The organism is Streptomyces lancefieldiae, from assembly GCF_031845825.1.
Classification (GTDB): domain Bacteria; phylum Actinomycetota; class Actinomycetes; order Streptomycetales; family Streptomycetaceae; genus Streptomyces; species Streptomyces lancefieldiae.
In genome coordinates this window covers 24,239-42,082 of record NZ_JAVRFH010000043.1, presented here as the reverse complement: position 1 = coordinate 42,082, position 17,844 = coordinate 24,239, and the positions used below count along the sequence as shown (strand labels likewise).

Annotated in this window: 13 protein-coding genes; all 13 read left to right on the top strand. The window is 70.1% G+C overall.

Going from position 1 to position 17,844, the window contains the following annotated elements:
• Window positions 1-189: 189 nt before the first annotated feature.
• The 13 genes from RM812_RS31140 to RM812_RS31080 all read left to right on the top strand — a co-directional run bounded on the left by RM812_RS31140 (window position 190) and on the right by RM812_RS31080 (window position 17,833).
• Window positions 190-1,383, top strand: a complete 1,194-nt coding sequence (locus tag RM812_RS31140) for a cytochrome P450 (RefSeq protein WP_311579972.1) — start codon at window positions 190-192, stop codon at window positions 1,381-1,383.
• Between the two features lie 162 nt (window positions 1,384-1,545).
• Entirely contained in the window at window positions 1,546-4,017 is a 2,472-nt protein-coding gene (locus tag RM812_RS31135) for a beta-glucosidase family protein (RefSeq protein WP_311579969.1), read from the top strand.
• A 244-nt stretch (window positions 4,018-4,261) separates the two neighbouring features.
• Entirely contained in the window at window positions 4,262-5,719 is a 1,458-nt protein-coding gene (gene desII, locus RM812_RS31130) for a dTDP-4-amino-4,6-dideoxy-D-glucose ammonia-lyase (RefSeq protein WP_311579966.1), read from the top strand.
• A gap of 208 nt (window positions 5,720-5,927) precedes the next feature.
• Entirely contained in the window at window positions 5,928-6,737 is an 810-nt protein-coding gene (locus RM812_RS31125; protein ID WP_311579964.1) for a TylF/MycF family methyltransferase, read from the top strand.
• 135 nt (window positions 6,738-6,872) lie between these two features.
• Window positions 6,873-8,090, top strand: coding sequence for a dTDP-4-dehydro-6-deoxyglucose aminotransferase (locus RM812_RS31120; RefSeq protein ID WP_311579961.1), 1,218 nt, complete (start codon window positions 6,873-6,875; stop codon window positions 8,088-8,090).
• 216 nt (window positions 8,091-8,306) lie between these two features.
• Entirely contained in the window at window positions 8,307-9,323 is a 1,017-nt protein-coding gene (locus RM812_RS31115; protein WP_311579958.1) for an aldo/keto reductase, read from the top strand.
• A gap of 123 nt (window positions 9,324-9,446) precedes the next feature.
• Entirely contained in the window at window positions 9,447-10,373 is a 927-nt protein-coding gene (locus RM812_RS31110) for an SAM-dependent methyltransferase (protein WP_311579955.1), read from the top strand.
• 80 nt (window positions 10,374-10,453) lie between these two features.
• A complete protein-coding gene (locus RM812_RS31105) occupies window positions 10,454-11,479 on the top strand; it encodes an IopA (RefSeq protein WP_311579952.1) in 1,026 nt (341 codons plus the stop codon).
• 106 nt (window positions 11,480-11,585) lie between these two features.
• A complete protein-coding gene (locus tag RM812_RS31100) occupies window positions 11,586-13,721 on the top strand; it encodes an iron-containing redox enzyme family protein (RefSeq protein WP_311579949.1) in 2,136 nt (711 codons plus the stop codon).
• Window positions 13,722-13,733: 12 nt separating this feature from the next.
• Window positions 13,734-15,560 carry a carbamoyltransferase family protein gene (locus RM812_RS31095; RefSeq protein ID WP_311579946.1) on the top strand — a complete coding sequence of 609 codons (1,827 nt, stop codon included), beginning with the start codon at window positions 13,734-13,736 and terminating at the stop codon, window positions 15,558-15,560.
• Between the two features lie 27 nt (window positions 15,561-15,587).
• A complete protein-coding gene (locus tag RM812_RS31090) occupies window positions 15,588-15,746 on the top strand; it encodes a hypothetical protein (protein WP_311579942.1) in 159 nt (52 codons plus the stop codon).
• Between the two features lie 39 nt (window positions 15,747-15,785).
• Window positions 15,786-16,763, top strand: a complete 978-nt coding sequence (locus tag RM812_RS31085; protein WP_311579939.1) for a thiamine pyrophosphate-dependent dehydrogenase E1 component subunit alpha — start codon at window positions 15,786-15,788, stop codon at window positions 16,761-16,763.
• Window positions 16,760-17,833, top strand: a complete 1,074-nt coding sequence (locus tag RM812_RS31080; RefSeq protein ID WP_311579936.1) for an alpha-ketoacid dehydrogenase subunit beta — start codon at window positions 16,760-16,762, stop codon at window positions 17,831-17,833. Before RM812_RS31085 ends, RM812_RS31080 begins: the two co-directional genes overlap by 4 nt.
• Window positions 17,834-17,844: the final 11 nt, after the last annotated feature.

Genomic DNA, 17,844 nt, shown 5'->3' with positions numbered 1-17,844 from the left:
GCAAGCGGCCGGCAGCACGCAGCGCCGCCTTCCGTGAACCGAGGTGCAGGCACGTACGAACGCGTGCCCCACTCCGGAGCACGCAGCGCCGCCTTCCGTGAACCGAGGTGCAGGCACGTACGAACGCGTGCCCCACTCCGGTTTCCCAGGACGAGGAAGATACCCGACCGACTCGATGTGGGGTCCGAATTGACCAGCACGAAGTCCGCACCCGTCGCCTATCCCTTCAGCCGCTCGAAGGGACTGGACCTGGACGAGGCGTACGAGCAGGCCCAGAAGAGCGAAGGACTCCTGTGGGTCCACATGCCGTACGGGGAGCCGGGCTGGCTCGTCTGCCGTTACGACGACGCGCGTTTCGTACTCGGCGACCGGCGGTTCAGCCACGCCGCCGAGGCGGAGAACGACGCACCGCGCATGCGGGAACTGCGGACCCCCAACGGCATCCTCGGCTTGGACGCACCTGACCACACCAGGCTGCGCGGGCTGGTGACCAAGGCGTTCACTCCGCGCCGCGTGGAAGCCATGCGGCCGCGTGTCAGGAAGATGACCGAGTCGCTGCTCCAGGACATGACGGCGCTCGGCTCGCCTGCCGACCTCGTGGAGCACTACGCCATCCCGATCCCCGTGGCGGTCATCTGCGGCCTGCTGGGCGTGCCCGAGGAGGACCGTGCCCTCTTCCGCGGCTGGTGCGACATAGCGATGTCCACCAGCTCGCTCACCGCCGAGGACCATGTGCGGCTGGCCGGCGAGCTGACCGGCTATCTGGCGGACCTGATCGCAGACCGTCGCGCCGCTCCGCAGGACGACCTCGTATCGGCACTCGTGGAGGCCCGTGACGCCGAGGGCCGGCTCTCGCAGGAGGAGTTGGTCAACCTGATCGTCTTCCTTCTGTTCGCCGGACACGAGACCACGGCCAGCCAGATCAGCAACTTCGTCCTGGTCCTGCTCGAGCGGCCGGACCAGCTGGCCCTCCTCCGCGACCGTCCGGACCTGCTGGACAACGCGGTGGAAGAGCTGACGCGTTTCGTTCCGCTGGGCAGCCAGGCGGGATTCCCGCGCTATGCCACCGAGGACGTCGAGGTGGGCGGGACTCTGGTGCGTGCGGGCGAGCCGGTTCTGATCCAGATGAACGCGGCCAACCGGGACGCCCTGCGCTTCTGCTCACCCGGCGTGCTCGACATCACCCGCGACGACGCCCGCCAGCACCTGGGTTACGGACACGGTCCGCATCACTGCCTCGGTGCGTCCCTCGCGCGGCTGGAACTCCAGGAGGCGCTGCGGACCCTGCTCGACGGACTCCCCGGGCTGCACCTCGCCCAGGCCGTCGAGTGGAAGACGGAGATGGTGGTGCGCGGGCCGCGCACCCTGCTCGTGGGCTGGTGAGCGTGGTGACACGGAGAGCGGCGGGCGGACCCGGTCCCGCCCGCGTCTTCCGCCCGGGGCTGGTGCCGGGGCCGTACGGACGGCGACCGGGCCGTGCCACCGGAGACGAATGACCCTGCCCCTACGGGGACGGAAGCCTCAGCAGAAAGGACATCCGTCAGCATGCTGTTCGGCACAAGGAGAACGGGCCGCCGCACCCGGCGCACCGTCGGCTACGCTCTCGCAGCCCTGTGCGTCGGCGGTCTCCTCACCGCCCCCTCCGCCACCGGCGCTCCGACCGCCGATCCCGGGACACCGCGGGTGCGCGGCCTGGTGGCGAAGATGACCCTCGACGAGAAGATCTCGTTCGTCCACTGGACCACCGGGCCTGTGGGCGGGCCGACCATGACCGGCATCGGTTACCTGCCGGGCGTTCCACGACTCGGCATACCCGAGCTGCGCACCGCCGACGGCCCGGTCGGCATTCGCCTGCTCGGCGGTACCGCGACCGCCATGCCCACACCCGTGGCACTCGCCTCCACCTTCGACGAGCACCTTGCCGAGGAGTACGGCACCGTCCTGGGCCGGGAGGGACGGGCCCTCGGGCAGGACATCGTCCTCGGCCCCATGACCAACATCATCCGGGTGCCTCACGCCGGGAGGAACTTCGAGACGTACAGCGAGGATCCGCTGCTGTCGTCCCGGATGGCCGCCGACGAGGTCCGCGGCATCCAGAACCAGGGCCTGATGGCCACGGTCAAGCACTTCGCCGCGAACAACCAGGAGGATCAGCGGGAGACCATCGACGCCACCGTCGACGAGCAGACGCTGCAGGAGGTGGAGCTGCCGGCCTTCCGCAGCGCCGTGAAGGCGGGAGCCGCCTCGGTGATGTGCTCGTACAACAGCGTCAACGGCACACACGCCTGCAGCAACGAGTACCTGTTGCAGGACGTGCTGCGTGAGCAGTGGGACTTCCGCGGCTGGGTGCTGTCCGACTGGCTGGCGACCCACGCCACCAGCGACATCACCAAGGGCCTCGACCAGGAACTGGGCGTCGAGCTGACCCTGGGCCAACCGGTGCCGGACTCCGAGTACTTCTCCTCCGCGCTCAAGAGGGCGATCGAGGACGGCAGCATCCCCGAGGCGACGCTCGATCGGTCCGTCATCCGCATCGTCGGCCAGATGGAGCGTTTCGGCCTGCTCGACGGCAAGGCCACCGAGCGCCCGCAGCGTGACCCCGAGGCCGGCCGCAGGACGGCCCGCACCATCGCCGAGAACGGTGGCGTGCTGCTGCGCAACGAGCACCAGACGCTGCCCTTGGCGGGCGAGAAGGCCGCGGACATAGCCGTCATCGGCAACAGCGCCAAGCACCCCAAGGTCACCGGCAACGGCAGCGCGCACGTCATACCCGACCAGGCGACCGCCCCCGTCGACGCCATCGAACGGCGCGCCGGCGACAAGGCCACGGTCGTCTACGAGCCTGGCGAGGACCTCGTCGGCGTGCCCGTGCCCGACAGCTCCCTCGTTCCCGCCTTCAAGGGCGGGAAGCAGTTGCAGCCCGGCGGCCAGGGCGTCTTCTACACGGGTCGGCTCACCGTCCCCGCCGACGGTGACTACAAGATCGCCTTCACCGCTCTCGGAGGGGTCGCCAACCTGCAGATCGCGGGGCAGTCCGCTGTCCTCGGCACCGAGGCGTTCGGCACCGTCACCACCACGATGCGTCTGACCCGCGGCACGCACGAGGTCACCATGAACGGATGGGCCTTCGAACAGACCCCGCTGTCGGTGGAACTGAGCTGGGTCACTCCGGAGGCTGCCCGGGCCGACTTCGACCGCGCCGTCGCGGCGGCGTCCAAGGCCCGCACCGCCATCGTCTTCGCCCAGGACGACAGCGCCGAAGGCGTCGACCGGACCTCGCTGTCCCTGCCCGGCCGGCAGGACGAGCTCATCGCGGCGGTCACCAAGGTCAACCCCCGTACGATCGTCGTCCTCAACACCGGTTCCTCGGTGCTCATGCCCTGGCTGCGCGACACCGCCGCCGTGCTGGAGATGTGGTATCCGGGACAAGAGGGCGCGGAGGCCACCGCCTCGCTGCTGTTCGGCGACACCAACCCCAGCGGCCGGCTGACGCAGACCTTCCCCGCCACCGAGACCGGCCACCCCATGGCCGGCGACCCGCACCGCTACCCGGGCGTCGACGGCAAGGAGACCTACTCCGAGGGACTGGATGTCGGCTACCGCTGGTACGACCGGACCGGCGTAGCACCGCTCTTCCCGTTCGGGTACGGCCTGTCCTACACCACCTTCGCCTACAGCGACCTGTCCGTGGTGCGCACCGCCCGGGGACTCGACGCCACGGTCACGGTCCGCAACACCGGTGACCGCGCGGGCCGGGAGACCGTCCAGGTCTACCTGGGCGCCGGCCCGGACACCCATGCTCCCCAGGCGCTGCGCAAACTCGCCGGTTTCGGCAAGGTCACCCTCGAACCGGGAGAGCAGCGACGCGTCACCGTCCCCGTCGACGAGGAGCAACTGCGCTACTGGGACACCTCCGCCGGCACGTGGCGGCTGGGCACCGGCCAGAGGACCGTGTACGTGGGGCCCTCCGCCGCCAAGACGTCCCTGACCGCCTCCGTCACGGTGCTGCCCCGGTGACCGCCCCGCCGCGTCGGGGCGGCACCCCCCTCCCCGTCGGGAGCCCGGGCACTGCTGGAGTTCTCAGCTCGCACGCGACGGACGCCGCCCCTTCCTCCGAGGGACGTCCGACGCGTGGGCGCCCTCGTGCCGCTGTGCGCCTCGGGGGTGGAAGTGACCCGACGACAGGGAGACATGGCGCCGTCCTGACCCTGTTCCCTGGGAACCGAACCGAGCACCGGACGCAGACGATTGGACATGAAGGATGATGTCTCAAGCCTCCACCCCGGCCGATCCGGTCACCACCTGCGCTCGCCCGGGCGCCGACCTCGCGGCAGCGGTCCAGGCGGTGCAGCGCGCCCTGACCGCCGACGGCCACGTCGGCGCTGACGCGGCCCCGGCGGTCGCCCGCCGGCTCGTACGGCTGGCCGAGCACTATGGGAACCACCCCTTCACTCCCCTCGAGGACGTACGCCGGTCGCTGGACGTCGACCGGGCTTCCTTCAGCCGTCTGCTCGGGTTCTTCGGCCTCGTCCCGGAGCTGCGTCACGCCGTGGAGACCGGGCCGGCGGGCAAGTACTGGCAGAACACCCTGCTGCCTCTGGAGCGGCGGGGGGTCTTCGACTCGGCACTGGCGCACAAGCCGGTCTTCCCTTACATCGTGGGCCTGTACCCGGGGCCGAGCTGCATGTTCCGCTGCCACTTCTGCGTCCGTGTGACCGGCGCTCGCTACGATCCGTCGGCGCTGGAGTCCGGTAACGCGATGTTCGAGTCCGTCATCGACGAGATACCGGCCGGCAACCCGTACGCCATGTACTTCTCCGGCGGCCTGGAACCTCTGACCAACCCGGGGCTGGGCGCGCTCAGCAGCCGTGCGGCGGCCCGCGGCCTGCGTCCGACGGTGTACACGAACTCGTTCGCGCTCACGGAACGGACGCTGGCCAGACAGCCCGGGGTGTGGGATCTGCACGCGGTGCGCACATCGTTGTACGGGCTCAACGACGAGGAGTACGAGGCGACCACGGGCAAGCGGGCCTCCTTCGGCAGGGTCCGCGCCAACCTGCAACGCTTCCAGCAGCTGCGTGCCGAGCGGGAGAGCCCGATACGGGTCGGGCTCAGTTACATCGTGCTGCCGGGGCGCGTGCACCGCCTGCTCGACCTCGTCGACTTCATCGCCGAGCTCAACGAGGCGGCTCCGGACCGGCCAGTGGACTTCCTGAACGTACGCGAGGACTACAGCGGCCGGGGAGACGGCAGGCTGTCCGAGGCCGAACGCACCGAACTCCAGGAAGGACTCCTCGCCTTCGAGGAGCGGGTGGGCCGGCGGACCCCCACGCTGAACATCGACTACGGCTACGCGTTGCACAGCCTGAAGACCGGCGCAGACGCCGAACTGCTGAGGATCAGGCCCGGGACGATGCGGCCGTCCGTGCACCCCCAGGTGTCCGTCCAGGTCGACCTACTGGGTGACGTGTACCTGTACCGGGAGGCCGGGTTCCCGGATCTCGACGGAGCAGACCGCTACATCGCAGGCCGGGTGGGGCCGGGCACCTCCCTCGCGGAGGTCGTCGAGCGGTTCGTCGGCGACGACCGCCGGATAGCGCCGCACGACGGTGACGAGTACTTCATGGACGGGTTCGACCAAGTGGTCACGGCACGGCTCAACCAGCTCGAGGCGGATGTCGCCGCAGGCTGGGGGGACGCACGCGGCTTCTTGCGCTGACGTGACCGCGGCGGTCTGCGCCCGCCTGCAAATGCAATTCTGACAGCGCCGCCCCGTCGGCAACGAAATCCCGAGCCTGTCGCTCCGCATGGCCGTGCATTTATCGATACCGCCGAGAATGAATCCTTGCCCCCCTTCCGGATAGCCGTTAGGGTCGGTTGAGAATTTATTTCTCTGCTCGATTCTCCAGCTGGGGGATACTTTGACTGTGCAGACTCCCGAGCTTTACGTGGACCTCATCAAACGTGTCGTGACGAACACTATTTATGGGGACCACCCGACTTTCCCGGTCGGAATGAACGTCCTGGACAAGGATCTGGCGGACAGCATGCGTCCGGACACGGAAGGCGCGGCCGCCGACCGCGGGACGTTCGACGCCGACCACCGGGCCGAGGGTCTGGACGTGCCGACGGTCGCGCACACCATGATCGGCCTGCACCGCCTGGACAACATCCAGAAGTGTGTGGAGCAGGTGCTCCGGGACGGTGTTCCCGGCGATTTCATCGAGACCGGCGTGTGGCGCGGTGGCGCCTGCATCCTGATGCGCGCACTCCTCAAGGCGCACGGTGTGGAGGACCGGAACGTATGGCTCGCCGACTCGTTCGCCGGCGTCCCCGTGACGTCCGAGGACAGTCACCCGCTCGACCAGGCCATGGAGTTCCACCACCTGAACTGGGTACTGAGCTGCTCCGAGGAGCAGGTGCGGCAGAACTTCGCCCGCTACGGCCTGCTCGACGACCAGGTCAAGTTCCTGCCCGGCATGTTCGCCGACACGCTGCCGCATGCGCCGATCGATCAGCTCGCGGTCCTGCGGCTGGACGGCGACCTGTACGAGTCGACCATGGACGCGCTGGTCAACCTCTATCCCAAGGTCTCCGTGGGTGGCTTCGTGATCGTGGACGACTACCTGATCCCGGCGTGCAAGCAGGCCGTCCATGACTACCGGAGTGAACACGGCATCGACGAACCGATCGAGGCGGTGGACGTGACCGGCGTCTACTGGCGCCGCGAGCACTGATCGAGTCCGTACGCTTCTCTCGCACGTGCACGACGGAGAGTGTTGTCGCGCACTGCGGTCTCTTTCTCTTCGGCACGTCCGAATCCTTTGTGCCGGCCGCTGCCGGGTGCACCTTTTCGCACGCACCGGGGAGGTATGACCATGAAACGCAATGTCGGTGATCTCGCTGTATTCGGCGGTTCTTCGGCATTCCTGCAACCGCTTCACGTGGGGCGGCCGAACGTCGGTGACCGAGCCCGGTTCTTCGATCGCGTGAACTGGGCGCTGGACCACCAGTGGCTCACCAATGGCGGACCGCTGGCGCGGGAGTTCGAGCAGCGGGTGGCGGAGCTGGCCGGCGTGCGCTATTGCGTGTCGACCTGCAACGCGACCGTCGCCCTCCAGTTGCTGGCCCGCGCGGCCGATCTGTCCGGGGAGGTCATCATGCCGTCACTGACCTTCCCTGCGACCGCCCACGCGTTCCGCTGGCTGGGTCTGACCCCGGTCTTCTGCGACATCGACCCGGCCACCAGCTGCCTGGACCCCGCACTGGTCGAGGCGGCGATAACCCCTCGCACCAGTGCGATCGTTCCGGTCCATCTGTGGGGTCGTCCGTGCGCGGTCGACCAGTTCGAGAAGGTCGCGGCCGATCACGGCGTCCAGCTGTTCTACGATGCCGCACACGGGCTCGGCTGCACGTCGGAAGGGCGGCCGGTCGGTGGTTTCGGGCAAGCCGAGGTGTTCAGTTTTCACGCCACCAAGGTGGTCAACGCCTTCGAGGGCGGCGCGGTGGTGACCGACGACGAGGAACTGGCCCAGCGGGTCCGCGCGATGCACAACTTCGGATTCACCCAGGGACGCGTGTGCACGGAGGCGGGCACCAACGGGAAGATGGCCGAAGCCTCCGCCGCGATGGGCCTGACCTCACTCGACGCCTTCGAGGAGACGGTTCACCGGAACGAGGCCAACTACGACGACTACCAGTCGGAACTCGCCGGTCTCGCCGGGCTGAAGGTCATGAGGTTCGACCGTGCCGAGCGCAACAACTACCACTATCTGATCGTGGAGGTGGACGCCGCGGTGACCGGTGTCCACCGTGACCTGCTGGACACGGTGCTCAGAGCGGAGAACGTGGTGTGCCAGCGGTACTTCTCCCCCGGTTGCCATGAGATGGAGCCCTACCGGTCGGAGCGGCCGGTCACCCTGCCGCACACCGAACGGCTCGCGCAGAAGGTGCTCGCCCTGCCCACGGGTCCCACCGTCTCCCGCGAGGACATCCGTCGGGTCTGCGACATCGTACGGCTCACCCTGGAGCGGGGACACGAGGTGACCCGCAGAGCCGACGAGCGGGTGCCCTCCACGGTGGCCCCCTGATCAGGGAGTCCACCATGTCCGGACGGCGAAGGCCGTCCCGTCGGTTCGGCCGGGCGGGTGCCGGCGTCGACGACGACCTGGTGGTGGGCCGGGTCGCGGCGGTTGTCGCCAAAGGCGGCGCGCCCACCCCTGCGGCACGGCCGTCGTCACCGGCGCGCCGCACCGAGGTCACCACGTGCCCCAGCCGAGTTCACGGACGTCGTTCAGGAGGAACGAATGGCGCAGCCCGACAGGACCACCTTCTCCCTGGGTGGCGACCTTGCGGTTCACCGGATGGGATTCGGCGCCCTGCGGCTGACCGGCCCGGGGCACTGGGGTCCGCCGGAAGACCGTGAGGCGGCGATCAGCACGGCCAGGCTGGCGGTGGACCTCGGTGTGTCCTTCATCGACACGGCCGATTCCTACGGGCTGGGGAGCAGTGAGGAAGTGCTGGCCGAAGCGCTGCGTCCGTACCCCGACGGCCTGGTGATCGCGACGAAGGCCGGACAGTGCCGGCCCCGTCCCGACCAGTGGGTGCCGTGCGGCCGACCGGAGTACCTCCTCCAGCAGGCCGAGCTGAGCCTGCGCCGGCTGGGACTCGACCGCATCGACCTCTTCCAGCTGCACCGGATCGATCCGAAGGTGCCGGCGGCCGAGCAGTTCGGCGCGCTCAAGGAACTGCAGGACGAAGGAAAGGTCCGGCACATCGGGCTGTCGAAGGTCACCGTCGCGGAACTGGAGGAGGCCCGTGAGCACATCACCGTGGCCAGCGTGCAGAACCTGTACAACCTGACCGACCGGCACAACGACGAGGTGATCGAGTACTGCGAGAAGCACTCGATCGCGTTCATCGCGTGGCTGCCGATCGCCCGCGGTGAACTCGCGGCCGAGGGGAGCCCGGTGACCGACATCGCCACCGAGTTGGAGGCGACTGCGAGTCAGGTGGCGCTTGCGTGGCTCCTGCACCGCTCGCCGACGATCATCCCCATTCCCGGCACCAGCTCGCCCGCGCATCTGAAGGAGAACGTCGCGGCGTCGGACCTCGTTCTCACCGATGACCAGTTGGCCCGGCTGAACGCGCTCGGGCGAACGCGGCACGCCGATGAGAAGACCGGCTCTGGCGCCACGACGGCAGAGCCGCAGCGCAGACCCCGAGGAGTCGGCGCCGGCAGGCGGGCGACGCCCGGGGAACCCTTGACCGCAGCCTTGGCTCGTCCCAGTTCGAGAGAAGGCTCCCCCATGAGCCACCGATGACGGGGCGACGGCCCCGCACGGGGGTGGGCCGCGGTGGCCGGAGGGATGAGTCCCGTTGGATCCCTACGGTCTCCGGGGTTTTTGAGACCAGCCGGATACTCGCGATTTCTTTTGGGAGAACAGATGTCTGAGGGACATGCCGACTGGACTGTGTCCGACTCCGTCGGCCTCAGCGCCGTGGTCAACTGCTCCGCACGCGCGGTGGAGTCGGATCGCCCCGACAGGCTGATCGACGACCCGCTGGCAGCCCGGTTCGTGCACGCCGTGCGGATACGGACGACGTTGCCGACGCAGGTCGATGAGCTCGGACGCGCCGGCGCCGCAGGCGCCATGGTGGCCTCCCGGTTCGGCGGCATCCGGGCCCGGGTGATGGACGACTTCCTGCTGGCGGCGAACGCAGCGGGCGTCGACCAGGCGGTGATCTTCTCGCCGGGCTTCGACACGCGCGCCTACCGGCTGGACTGGTCGTCCGGAACGGACTTCTACGAGGTGGAGCAGCCCGGCCTGCTCGACCTGAAGGACAAGGTGTTGCGTGAGGCCCGCGCGGAACCCCGCTGCGCGCGGCACGTGGTCGGCGTGGATCCCCGGCGGGACGAGTGGGAGTTCTCCCTGCGCAGCGCCGGGTTCGACGCCACGAGACCGACGGCGTGGGTGGCGGAGGGCATCCTGCTCTACCTCTCCGCGCAGGGCGAGGCCGACCTGTTCACCGCCATCCACAAGCTTTCCGCGCCCGGCAGCCGACTGGCCATGCAGTACATGCCGGCGGACCTGATCCACTGGTTCGCCGAGCACACGGCGCTGACCGACACGACCGAGACGCTGGGCGCGGACATCGGCAGCGTCAACTGGAACACCGAACCCCGGCAGGCGGCGCCGGCCCGGCTGAAGGCCGCAGGCTGGGAGGTTCGGCTGGATTCCGTCATGGACCGGGGGCTCGGCCTGGGCGTGTCGCTGCACGAGGAGTTCAGCGCCGTGGGCGATGACGCCGGAATCGAGTTCCCGGTGTCCGACGAACCGGACGGCTTTCTGTTCGGCTCGCTGCCCCGGTGACCGACGCGGGCCCGTCCTGCGCGAACCGCCGCACACCACGGGTCCCGTCAACGCCGCAACCGTCGTCAAGGAGAACCGCGTTGGACCAGCAGGCCACACTCGCCCCACAGATGAAGCACTACGAGGAGTTCGCCAGCGGCGAGATGCGCTGGCTGCCCTACCTGATGTTCTTCAGCCGGGCCGACTACCGGTCCCCCGTGCTCACCACCGACTCCGGCGGCTTCCGGCCGACGGAGGTCGGAAACCGGCGATACTCACTGCTCCAGGACCGCCCGTCCGGCGAGGTCAGCGTGATGCTGGGCGCCTCGCCCGCGTTCGGCTGGGGCGCGGTGGGCGACGCCAACACCATCCCCTCGCTGCTGGCGCGGGAGCCCGGCTCGCCGCCGTGGCTGAACCTGGCGGCGTCCGCCTTCAACTCCACCCAGGAGCTGCTGGTCTTCCTGCTGCACCGGCACCAACTGCCGCGGATCCGGGACATCGTCGTGCTGGCCGGGCTCAACAACCTGGTGGTGGCCGGGCTGCCCGAGGCCGGCGCCGATTACGGCCAGTTCTTCTTCTCCGGCGAGTTCTTCACCCAGCTCGGCAATCCGGATCTGAAGAAGTACTACCAACAGCCCAAGTGGGCGGTGGGCCGTCTGGCCCGTCGGCTGACCGGGGCCGAACCGGGACCGGACAAGACGCTCAGTCCGCTCGCCCGGTCCGAACTCGCCGCCGGGATACAGGCGCGCGACCTCGACCGGCTGCTGGAACTGGCCGCGCCGACCGGCGCGAAGGTGCATTTCATGCTCCAGCCGACGGCGACGTGGACGAAGAAGACCTTGTCGCCCGAAGAGAGACTGCTGATCGACGAGGTGAACGTCGAGCGGTCCGCGCTCTGGACGATGTTCACTCCGATCCTGGGCGACGACGTCTACCGCGACTACCGCGACCGGCTCGCGGCGGTCTGTGCCCAGAGAGGCATTTCGTTCCTCGACGCCAGCGCACTGCTGGGCGGCGACGAGTGGCTGTTCATCGACCAGGCGCATATCACCGACGCGGGCAACAAACGGCTGGCGGCGGCCATCAGCGGCATGCTGAGGCCCGGCGGAGCACGAGGAGAGTCCTGATGTGGCAGACGATCAAACGCTGGTTCCGGCGACGTAAGAGGAATCGCAGGAACGACAACTCGATCTACCCGATGTTCTGAGCAGACTTTCGGCCAGGGGGAATGCCGTGACGAACGTGGAATACCGGGCACTGTACGCCCGGGCGTTGAATCCCGAAGCGTACCCGTCACCGGACACGGACCTGCCGATGGTCCGCGCGGCCATCGACCCGGCCGGCGGTCGGCCGGGCGAGCCGGAGCGGGACCTGACCGGTCTCGTGGACGAGGCGCGCCGATGGGCATCCGAACGCGAGCAGGGCTTCCGCTCCGCACTGGACAGCCCGCACCGGGCGTCGGGCCGGCGCTGTGTGCTCGGCAACTGCGCTCCGCTGGCGCTGTCGGCCGGGGCCTGGCTGCAGTGGCTGTCCAGCGCGGGCAACGCGGAGAGCGAGCTGACGCTCGCCCTGCTGCGGATCTACTCCTCCGACCTCGGGGTGGGATATCCGCTGGCGGACAGGGGAAGCGAGTACCGGGCGGTGTTGCGGGCCCACCGCTTCAAGGACGAGGCGCCCGGACCCCGGCTCGCCGCCGGCGACCAGGCCGAGAGCTTCAGCTTCCGGCTGCCCGCCGTGCTGCTGACGATGAGTCGGCTGCCCGACCGGTTCCGCCCTGAGCTCGTGGGGGCGGATCTGTGCCTGCGCGCGGTCGGCGTGCTCCCGCCGCTGGCCGCCCTCGAACCCGAGGACGTCCCGGTTCCGGTCGACACCTTCGACCTGGGCCGGCCCCGGACGCCGGACGAGCCGGTCCCGCTGGACTTGGCCCTCTCGGCGGCGCAGGCGCTCGCCGATCGCGGAGACGGGGACCGGGTGCGCCATGGATTCCGTTGGGCCGCCGAGGAACTGGCGCTGTGGTGCGACGCACTGGAGCAGGAGACGCGGCTGGCGACCCATCCGGACTACCCGGTGTGGCGGCTGATCTGGGCCCGGTCACGGCAGGCTTCCGTATACCACGGGCAGTTCCCGCTGGAGGGCCGTCCGCTGGCGGAATGGTTCGCCGACGTCGACGCCGGGCCGAGCGGATTCCTGCGGGCGCTGGCCCGCAGCACGCTGGTGCGGCCGGGCGAGCCGGACCGCAGCCCGCTGGTGCGCGGACTGATCGGTGAGAAGGGCCGCATGTTCCGCGTCTTCACCGAGCAGGAGATCGCGCTGCTCCGCGACTGGATCACGCACCTGCCGCAGGAGGGATCGGCCCTCGACGCCGGCGAGGACGCCGCCGAGCGGCACCGGCGTCTGCGTGTCGCGCAGGGCTCCTGGCACCGGTCGGACACGCAGCTCGACGCCCGCCCCGCCGACGCGCCGGCGGCCGGCGACTTCGGCCGGCCCACCGCACGATCGGCCTACCGGGCGCTGCTCAGCCGGACGGAGCCCCCCGGGCTGCGACAGTTCGCCCACCGCTACGTCCGGCGCTGGCTGGCCCGATCGCGTTTCCGCATGGACAAGGCGGAACGGGGGCTGCCCGCGCGCTGGGACCCGGACAACGGGCTGCGCGGCTGGCTGGCCGCCGAACACGACCGGCACGGCGCGGCCTGGACCGCCCGCGACACGCCGCTGCCCAGCCGGGAGGAGCTGATCGAGTCGACGCTGCAGCTGGCACCGCTGATCCTGATCGACGGCGGCTGGCTGCAGGGCTACACCGACTACCGGCTGGCCTCCTCCCCCGCCGGGCACTTCCTGTTCCAGACCTACTGGGACGAGCTGGGCAACGGGATCTGGCGGCAGAACCACCCCAAGATCTACCGGGACCTGCTCCGGGAGATGGGCGTCGAGCTGCCGCCGACGGACTCCGAGGAGTTCGCCGCGTGGCCCGGATTCGACGACCGTTCCTTCGCGCTGCCCGTGTTCTGGCTGTGCATAGCCAAGTTCCCGCAGACCTTCGCCCCGGAGATCCTCGGGCTCAACCTGGCCATGGAGCTGTCCGGGGTCGGCGGCAGCTACCGCGACGCCCAGGTGGCCCTGCGTCACCACGGGTTCAGCACCCAGTTCGTCGACCTGCACAACACCATCGACAACGTGTCCACGGGGCACTCGGCGTGGGCGGTGGACGCGATCGACACGTTCCTCGCCGAACAGCCGGACCTGGCCGGGCGGCAGACGACCGACGCCGTGTGGCAGCGCATCCGGGGCGGGTACCGGTCCCTGAGCCCGCCGGAGGGGCCGGCGGCCAGGGTGTACGGCGCACTCACTGCAGAGACCGGTCGGCGATAAGGAGCTGGACCCGTGAGCACCACTGCCCTCGGCATCTCGTCCTACTACCACGACAGTGCGGCCGCCGTCGTCGAAGGCGGGCACATCGTCGCCGCCGCCCAGCAGGAGCGGTTCAGCCGGCACCGGCACGACGCGGGCTTCCCTGCCCTGGCGGTCGCGTCCTGCCTGGCCGAGGCCGGCCGGAAACTCGACGACGTCGACGTCATCGCCTACTACGAGGATCCGCGGCTGAAGTTCTCCCGGGTGCTGGCCACCTATCTGGCCACGGCCCCGCGTGCGTGGAGGTCGTTCCGCCACAGCATGCCCGAGTGGCTCGGGTGGAAGCTGCGCACGCTCGGCGTGGTCCGCGAGGAGCTGGCCCGGCTCGATCTCGGCGCCGTGCCGCCGATCCGGCACTTCCGGCACCACGAATCGCATGCGGCGTCGGCGTTTCTGCCCAGCCCGTACGAGTCGGCGGCCGTGCTGTGCGTGGACGGCGTCGGCGAGTGGGCGACCACGACCCTGTGGCACGGCCGGGACCGGCGCGTCGAACCGTTGCGGGAGCTGCGTTTCCCCCATTCCCTGGGGCTGCTGTACTCGGCGTTCACCTACTTCTGCGGTTTCAAGGTGGATTCCGGCGAGTACAAGCTGATGGGCCTGGCACCGTACGGCCGGCCGGTGTACGCGCCGCTGATCCGGGAGAAGCTGGTCGACATCCGGCCGGACGGCTCGTTCCGGCTGGACACCGGCTACTTCGAGTTCCTCTACGGCCAGGTGATGACCGGGCGCCGGTTCGCCGAGCTGTTCGGCGGGCCGCGCCGCGAGCCGGAGGGGCCGCTGACGGAGCGGGAGTTCGACCTCGCCGCGTCCGTGCAGCTGGTCACCGAGGAGATCATGCTCAACCTTGCCGCCGCCGCACGGGAGCACACCGGGGAACGCCACCTGTGCCTGGCCGGCGGGGTGGCACTCAACTGCGTGGCCAACGGCAAGCTGGTGGAGTCCGGGCTGTTCGACGAGATCTGGGTACAGCCGGCGGCGGGTGACGCGGGCGGGGCGCTGGGGGCCGCACTGCTGGCCGCGAACGGGCCGCGCGACCACCTGGGTTCCGGCGGGGACGGCATGCAGGGTGCCCGGCTGGGCCCCGGCTACGACGATGACCGGATCCAGGACCATCTGGACGCCCAGGCGCTGCCGTACCGGCGCCTGGCCACCGACGAGCTGCGTTCCACCGTCGCCGGACTGCTCGCCGACGGCAAGGTCGTCGGCTGGTTCCAGGGCCGGATGGAGTTCGGCCCCCGGGCCCTGGGCGGGCGGTCCATCCTCGGTGACGCGCGCAACGCCGAGATGCAGTCCACGATGAACCTCAAGATCAAGTTCCGGGAGTCGTTCCGGCCCTTCGCGCCGATCGTGCTGGCCGAGCACGCCGGCGAGTACTTCGACCTGCGCCAGGACAGCCCGTACATGCTGATCGTGGCGCAGGTGGCCGAGCGGCGTCGGCTGCGACAGGCCGGCACCGAGCACCTGCGCGGCCTGGACCTGCTCCGGGTGCGGCGCTCGCAGATCCCGGCCGTCACCCACGTCGACCACTCGGCGCGGGTACAGACCGTGGCGCGGGACACCGACCCGGACCTGCACGGGCTGCTCACCGAGTTCCACGCCCGGACCGGCTGCCCGGTGCTGGTGAACACGTCCTTCAACGTGCGCGGCGAGCCCATCGTGGCCACGCCCGAGGACGCCTACCGCTGTTTCATGCGCACCGACATCGACGCGCTGGCGATCGGCAGCTTCCTGCTCCTCAAGTCCGACCAGCCGCCCTGGCACGAGGACACGGACTGGCGCGGCCGGATTCCCCTCGACTGACCGACCGGCACAGAAAGGCCCCGCCCCATGACACTCGCCAGGCACGCCCTGCTGACCCTGCTGCTTCTGCCGGCCTATCTGCTGGTGCTGGTGCTGGGCCTGCTGGGCCGGCTGTTCGGGGACCCGCTGCGCCGGCGTCCCGCACCGGCGTCGGCCGGCTACTGGCGACAGAGCCGCCGGTACTGAGCGGTGCCGGCGCCACGACTACGCGAGGAGTGCTCGACCATGACATCCGACCGCACGCGGCTGATCCGCGAGATGGTGCGCATCCGTGTGGTGGAGGAGGTTCTCGCCGACCACTACCGGGACGAGCAGGAGATGCGCACCGCCATCCACTTCTCGATCGGCCAGGAGGCCACGGCGGTGGGGGTGCTGTCGGCGACCACACCGCGGGACTGGGTGTACGCGGCGCACCGCACGCACGCCCCGTACCTGGCCAAGGGCGGCGATCTCCGAGCGCTGGTGGCCGAGCTGTACGGCAGGCAGGACGGCTGCTCGCACGGCCGGGGCGGGTCGATCCACGTCATCGACCAGTCGGTGGGCTTCGCGGGCTCCGGGGCCATTCTCGGCGAGATGATCTCCGTGGCGGTGGGCACCGGCTGGGCGTTCGCCCGCAACGGCGAACCGCGGGTGGCGCTGACCTTCTTCGGTGACGGCGCCACCGAGGAGGGCGTCTTCGCGGAGTCGCTGAACATCGCGGCGGTGCGACGGATTCCGATCGTCTTCGTCTGCGAGAACAACCTGTACTCGATCTCGTCCCCGCTGACGGCGCGACAGCCGGCCGGCACCTCGGTCCACGGCCGGGCCGAGGCGGCCGGGGTGCGCGCCGCCGCCGTCGACGGCAACGACGTCTTCGCCGTGCGTGAGGCCGCCGAGACCGCACTGCGCCACTGCCGGGAGGGCAACGGCCCGTACCTGCTGGAGCTGGCGACCTACCGTTGGCGCGAGCATGTCGGCCCGGGCTGGGACCACCACCACGGATACCGGTCGAAGCAGGAGATCGACTCCTGGATCGAGCGCTGCCCCATCCAGCGGGCGGTGGCCGCGGTGCGCGCCGAGGAACCCCGGATCGACGACCTCGTGCGGCAGTGGCAGGCCGAGTCGCACGAGGAGATCCACGCCGCGGTGGCGTACGCCAAGGAGCTGCCGTTCCCCGACGTGGCGGGCCTGCTCGACGGCGCCTACCTGCCCGTGGGCCGATGACCGTCAACCGAGGCATGGAGAGGGAGTGGGACATGCGCACGCTCACCTACTGGCAGGCGGTCTCCGAGGCGACCGTGCAGTGCATGCAGGCCGACGAACGCGTCCTCGTCGTCGGCGAGGGGGTGGACGACTTCCGCGGCACCTACGGAACGACCAAGGAGGCCTTCGCCCGGTTCGGTCCGGACCGGGTCGTGGACGTGCCCAACTCGGAGAACGCGACCGCCGGGCTCGCCGTCGGCGCCGCGGTGGCCGGCATGCGGCCGCTCGTCGTCCACACCAGGGCGGACTTCATGTTCCTGGCCCTGGACGCGCTGGTGAACCTGGCCGCGAAGTGGCGGTACATGTACGGCGGCGACAAGGGCGGCGCGCCCGTGGTCATGCGGGGAGTCGTGGGTCGCGGCTGGGGGCAGGGCGCCACCCACTCCCAGAGCCCGCACGCGACCTTCGGCCACTACGCGGGGCTGCACGTCGCGACGCCCGCGACTCCCGCGGACGCCAAGGGGCTGCTCATCACGGCGCTCACCAGCGACACCCCGACCATACTGATCGAGAACCGGTCCCTCTACCCGCTGACCGGCGAGGTTCCGGAGGAGCTGACCCCCGTCCCGCTCGGCGCCGGCCGGGTGGCCCGTGCGGGCACCGACGTCACCGTGGTGGCGGCCTCCCTGATGGTGTACGAGGCGGAGCGTGCCGCCGAGCAACTGTCCGCCCAGGGCATCAGCGTCGAGGTCGTCGACGTCCGCAGCATCCGGCCGCTGGACGACACGATCATCTGCGAGTCGGTGGCCAAGACCGGCCGGCTGGTCGTCGCCGACACGAGCTGGGCGCGCTACGGGTTCGCCGCCGAGGTGGCCGCCGTCGTGGCCGAGCGGATCCCGGAGGCGCTGCGGTCCCCGGTCCGCAGGGTCACGCTGCCGGACTGCCCCGCACCCGTCTCGTGGCCGCTGGAGGAGGCGTTCAACCCCAGCGCCACCGAGATCGTCAAGGCCTGCCTGGCGGCGTGCGACACGACCCGGTCCGGACTGCCCGCCCTGGAGACGGTCACCGCCGGCTTCCAGGGCCCCTACTGAGCAAGGGACAA

Excerpts from the sequence above, each read along its gene's own strand:
- RM812_RS31085 (WP_311579939.1), top strand. The coding sequence starts at position 15,786 with ATGACATCCGACCGCACGCGGCTGATCCGCGAGATGGTGCGCATCCGT.
- RM812_RS31120 (WP_311579961.1), top strand. The coding sequence starts at position 6,873 with ATGACCATGAAACGCAATGTCGGTGATCTCGCTGTATTCGGCGGTTCT.
- RM812_RS31135 (WP_311579969.1), top strand. The coding sequence starts at position 1,546 with ATGCTGTTCGGCACAAGGAGAACGGGCCGCCGCACCCGGCGCACCGTC.
- RM812_RS31115 (WP_311579958.1), top strand. The coding sequence starts at position 8,307 with ATGGCGCAGCCCGACAGGACCACCTTCTCCCTGGGTGGCGACCTTGCG.
- RM812_RS31080 (WP_311579936.1), top strand. The coding sequence starts at position 16,760 with ATGACCGTCAACCGAGGCATGGAGAGGGAGTGGGACATGCGCACGCTC.
- RM812_RS31090 (WP_311579942.1), top strand. The coding sequence starts at position 15,588 with ATGACACTCGCCAGGCACGCCCTGCTGACCCTGCTGCTTCTGCCGGCC.
- RM812_RS31110 (WP_311579955.1), top strand. The coding sequence starts at position 9,447 with ATGTCTGAGGGACATGCCGACTGGACTGTGTCCGACTCCGTCGGCCTC.
- desII (WP_311579966.1), top strand. The coding sequence starts at position 4,262 with ATGATGTCTCAAGCCTCCACCCCGGCCGATCCGGTCACCACCTGCGCT.